4 protein-coding genes and 1 pseudogene (1 of these 5 cut by a window edge) are annotated in these 4624 nt (G+C 70.8%); all 5 read right to left on the bottom strand.

Annotated elements, in window-relative coordinates:
* Nucleotides 1-637 (bottom strand): annotated as a pseudogene (locus F4X11_01755) (SDR family NAD(P)-dependent oxidoreductase) (it extends 257 nt beyond the left edge of the window).
* A 96-nt stretch (nucleotides 638-733) separates the two neighbouring features.
* On the bottom strand, nucleotides 734-1654 hold the full coding sequence (locus F4X11_01750; protein ID MYN63746.1) for an SDR family NAD(P)-dependent oxidoreductase: 921 nt from the start codon (nucleotides 1652-1654) through the stop codon (nucleotides 734-736).
* 65 nt (nucleotides 1655-1719) lie between these two features.
* A complete protein-coding gene (locus F4X11_01745; GenBank protein MYN63745.1) occupies nucleotides 1720-3918 on the bottom strand; it encodes a molybdopterin-dependent oxidoreductase in 2199 nt (732 codons plus the stop codon).
* A 6-nt stretch (nucleotides 3919-3924) separates the two neighbouring features.
* Nucleotides 3925-4362: a D-tyrosyl-tRNA(Tyr) deacylase gene (locus tag F4X11_01740; protein ID MYN63744.1), complete on the bottom strand. Its 438-nt coding sequence runs from the start codon at nucleotides 4360-4362 to the stop codon at nucleotides 3925-3927.
* Nucleotides 4359-4622, bottom strand: a complete 264-nt coding sequence (locus F4X11_01735; protein ID MYN63743.1) for an EamA family transporter — start codon at nucleotides 4620-4622, stop codon at nucleotides 4359-4361. The genes F4X11_01740 and F4X11_01735 overlap by 4 nt, the downstream gene beginning before the upstream one ends.
* Nucleotides 4623-4624 lie beyond the last annotated feature (2 nt).

Raw genomic sequence — 4624 nt, 5'->3', positions numbered from 1 at the left:
GCCCGGTCCCCTCCCCCACCCGTTGCAGGTGCTCGGGACGGTTGCGCTGAGCGTTGAACAGGCCGGTGTCCATCATGCCGCCCGACGGGTAGAACACTGACGCCCGCAGGTTGGTGCCCTCACTGATGAGGTTGTGGTTGAGGGCCTCGGTGAAGCAGCTGGCTGCGGCCTTCGAGGAGGCGTACACCGAAGCCGTCGGCACGGGGGCGAACCCGCCGTCACCCGAGGATGTGACGATGACTTGGCCGGGCTCGCCCGAGGCGATCATGCGGGGCACGAAGGCCCACGTGCAGATGGCCACCCCGAACACGTTGACGCCGAAGCACCAGCGCCAGTCGTTCGGCTCCTGCTGCCAGGGCTTGCCGCCGCCGCCCGAGGTGACCCCGGCGTTGCAGAACAGCAGGTTGCAGACCCCGTAAGCCTCGAACACGTGCTCGGCCAGCGCGGTGACCGACTCCTCGTCACTGACGTCGGTGGGGACCCCCTCAACCGGGCCCAGAGGCGACAACTCCCCCACCGCCCGCTCCAGCACGGGCTCCTCGATGTCGGCGATCACCACCCGGGCCCGCCGGCGCAGCAGGGCCTTGACGATCCCTTTGCCTATGCCGCTGGCTCCGCCGGTGACAACGGCTGTCATGCCCTCGATGGGCAGCCGGTCCTGGCCGGCGCGAGCCTCGTTGGCGGGTTGGGAGCCGTTCGGCATGGGCCGGAGGGTAGCCCGCCGCTCCTGCGGTCAGGAGTCAGCGAGGGCGAGGCCGACCAGGCGCTCGCTCAGTTCCCACAAGCGTCCGGCGGTGGAGGCATCAGCGATCCACGGCTCGTAGCCCTGCTCGCCCGGGCCCGGGGCCGTCGGTCCGCAGTCGGCCAAGTACCCACCGTTGTGGGCGGCGGCATCGGGCGAGATGGCGGCCCACACCTGCGTGGCCGCGCCTGCCTCGACGCTCTTGAAGCGCATACCGCCACCGGAACTGCCGCCCTGCCGGGAAGCGCTCGCCCTTGCCCGCGCCATCAGCGCCTCGGTGAGTTCCGGCGTCAGGTGACGGCCCAGCCGGGTGACGATCGCGCCCGGGTGAACCGAGAATGACACCATCGATCCTCCCGAGCGCCGGGCGAGCTCCGCCGCGAAGTGCGCGTTGGCGCTCTTGGACCGCCCGTAGGCGACCCACGCGTCGTAGGGGGTGGTGTCGAAGTTCGGATCGTCGAGGTCCACGTCGGATATGCGGTGCCCGCCCGAGGACAGGGTCACCACCCTCGGGTTCTGTGCCCGGCGCAGCAGGGGCATCAGCCGCACGGTCAACGCGAAGTGGCCGAGGTGGTTGGTGCCGAACTGCGTCTCGAAGCCGTCGGCGGTGCGGCCCTCGGGACAGGCCATGACGCCGGCATTGTTGATCAGGACATCGACGTGATCGAGCACGCCGACGACCTGCTCCGCGAAGCGGGCCACGCTGGACAGGTCGGCGAGGTCCAGTTGGTGCAGAGACAGGTCTGCGCCCGGGACAGCGGCGCGGATCCGTTGCGCGGCCTCTGCATTGCTCCCGGCGTCGCGGGCCGCCATGGCGACGTGCGCGCCCCGGGACGCCAGCCCCCGGGCCGACTCCTCCCCCAGCCCGCTCGACGATCCGGTGACGGCGAACACCTTCCCGGACAGGTCCATGCCGTCGAGAACCTCGTCGACGGTCGACTCCCGATCGAACTCACGCACTCTCGCTCAGCCTTTCCTCAGGCGGGGACGACTTCGACGGGGATGCCGTTGACGGCCGCGTTCCCGGAGGGGACGTCCACGAAGTCGGGCGGAGCCAGCAGGTTGTTGTTGACCCCGGCATGCTCACGGGCCACCGACAGGCGGGTGCCAGGCTTGTCGTGGCCCCAGCCGTGGGGCAGCGACACCACACCGGGCATCATCTCGTCGCTGACCTCGGCAGGCACCTCGATGGAGCCGTTGGCGGACGAGACGACGGCCATGGCCCCGTCGGCGACGCCCCGGGTGGCGGCGTCCTCGGGATGGATGAGCAGGGTGCAGCGGTCCTTGCCGCTGACCAGCACCTTGACGTTGTGCATCCAGGAGTTGTTGGAGCGCAGATGGCGACGGCTGGTCAGCACCAGCGGCTCGGCCGGCCGGTCCAGCCGCGCGGCGAGGCGATCGATGTCGGCGGTGATGTGGTCAGGGGCCAGGTCGACCTTGCCGTCGTCGTGCAGCACGATCTCGTCGATGCGGGGCACCATCGGCCCGAAGTCGATGCCGTCGGGATGCTCCTTGAGCTTGGCCAGCGTGAGCCCGCCGGGGTTCTCGCCGTAGCGGTCGCCCCACGGTCCCATACGGATCGACAGGTCGTAAAGGCGATCCGGTCCCGGTGCGGGCGCGGTGGCTAGCGCGGTCTCCGGGTCGGCGCCCGAGAGGGCGGCGAGGTTCGAGAAGTAGCCGTCGTCGATGGCGGCCGCGTCGGTGTCGGCGGGGATGCCGGCGCAGATGGCGCCCAGGCGGAGCAGGATCTCCCACTCGTGGGGCCGGTCGTCGGCGGGCGGGAACAGTGGAGGCGACCATTTGGCGGCGGAGCGGGTGGCCCACCCCCACAGCAGCTCGTCGCAGTGGGGCTGCTCCAGCGCCGAGAGGCCGGGGAGGATCACGTCGGCGTGGCGCGACGTCTCGTTTAGGGCGTTGTCGAGCGAGATCATGGCGTCGAGCTGGGGCAGGGCCGCGTCGAGGCGGCCGGAGTCGGGCGCCGAGATCACCGGATTGCCGCAGATCACCACCAGGGCCTTGATCTGGCCGGGCCCGGGCGTGTCGATCTCCTCGGCCAGGCACGACACCGGGAACTGTCCGAGCGCCTCCGGGGCGCCCCGCACCCGGCTGTGCCAGCGACCGAAGCCCTTGGGCGTGCCCCAGTCCTGCTGGGCCGCGGGCACCGCCACCGGCTTGGCCCACATCAGGCCGCCCACCGAGTCGAGGTTGCCGGTCAGCGCGCAGATCACGTCGGGCAGCCACGACGCCAGGGTGCCGAACTCCTGGTTGCAGGTGCCGATGCGGGCATACCAGACGGCCCGGTCGGCGGCCGCGAACTCGCGGGCCAGCGTGCGGATCAGCTCGGGGCTGGTGCCGCAGGCGTCTGCCACCCGCTCGGGCGGGAAGCCGGCCGCGATCCGGCGGACCTCGTCGACGCCCTTGAGCCGGTCGGCCAGATGCCCGAGCCGCACTAGGCCGTCGGCGAACAGCACGTTCACCACGGCCAGCTGCAGCAGGGCGTCGGTGCCGGGCCTCACCGGCAGCCACTGGTCGGCGTGCTTGACCGTCCCGGTGCGGCGGGGGTCGATGACCACCACCTTGCCGCGCTCGCGGACCCGGTCCAGCGCAGCGGGCACGTCGGCGTGGGCCAGCAGGCTGCCCTGGCTGGCATGGGGGTTGGCCCCCTGCACCACCATGAAGTCGGTGCGCTCGATGTCGGGCGCCGGGATGCGCCAGGCCTGGCCGTACATCAGCTGGCACACGACGTTCTTGGGCCACTGGTCCACGGTCCCGGCCGAGTAGATCACCGGCAGCCCGGCGAGGCCCATGAACAGGCCCACGTAGCGGCTGATCGAGTAGTTGTGGGCCGCCGGGTTGCCCACATAGGCGGTGATCGCCTCGATGCCATGCAAGGAACGGACGTCGCCGATGAGCTCGGCACACCGCTCGAAAGCCTCGTCCCAGCCCGCCTCGACGAAGTCGCCCGACGAGTTGCGCACGAGCGGCGCCCGCAACCGGTCGGGGTCCGCGTGCAGGTGTCCGAGCGTCGTGCCCTTGGGGCAGATGTAGCCCCTGGACCACACGTCGTTGCGGTTGGGACGGATCAGCTTGACCTCGCTGCCGTCGTGGTGCACTTCCAGCCCGCACATCGCCTCACACAGCGGGCACGTCCGGATATGGATACTGCGCTCGGTCATGATCGGTCAGACTTCGAGCATCAGGGTGACGGGGCCGTCGTTGGTCAGCTCCACTGCCATATTGGCCCCGAAGGAGCCGGTGGCCACGGTGGCACCCAGACGTCGCAACTCTGCCACTAACTCGTCGATCAGGCGGACCGCCTCGTCGGGCGCGGCCGCGGCGATGAACGACGGCCGGCGGCCCTTGCGGGTGTCGCCGTACAGCGTGAACTGGCTGATGACCAGCAGCTCGCCGCTGGTGTCGGCCACAGACCGGTTCATGTGGCCGTTCTCGTCGGCGAAGATGCGCAGATTCCACAGCTTGGCGGCCAGCTTCACCACGGCGTCCCGGTCGTCGCCGTGGGTCACTCCGACCAAGCAGCACAGGCCCGGACCGATCTCGCCGATGACCTGGCCGTCCACCCGCACCCGGGCTTCGGCCGCCCGTTGCACCAGTGCTCTCACGGGGCCAGCCTACGAATCGCGCCGCCCGGACCCGGCCTGAAGCGCTTGGAACGGCCGGCCGCGACCGTGCCGTAGAACACGCCGGCCAGCACCACCGCTGCGCCGGCCACCGTGCTGACACCGGGCAACTCCGACAGGAACAATGCGGCCCACACCGTCCCGGCCACCGTCTCGGTCGGCGCGAACAGCGAGACCTCCGACACCGGGGCGTAGCGGAGGGCGTTCGAGTTGGCCAGCCGGCCCAGGGGGTTGAAGCACAGGC

The sequence above is a fragment of the Acidobacteriota bacterium genome (assembly GCA_009861545.1).
Classification (GTDB): Bacteria; Acidobacteriota; Vicinamibacteria; order Vicinamibacterales; family UBA8438; genus WTFV01.
The sequence above is the reverse complement of the archived record's forward strand: the minus strand, read 5'-3'. Positions and strand labels throughout refer to the sequence as shown.

Bases quoted from the DNA above. Each gene is read 5' to 3' on its own strand.
- F4X11_01750 (MYN63746.1), bottom strand. From the start codon at position 1,654: ATGGACCTGTCCGGGAAGGTGTTCGCCGTCACCGGATCGTCGAGCGGG.
- F4X11_01745 (MYN63745.1), bottom strand. From the start codon at position 3,918: ATGACCGAGCGCAGTATCCATATCCGGACGTGCCCGCTGTGTGAGGCG.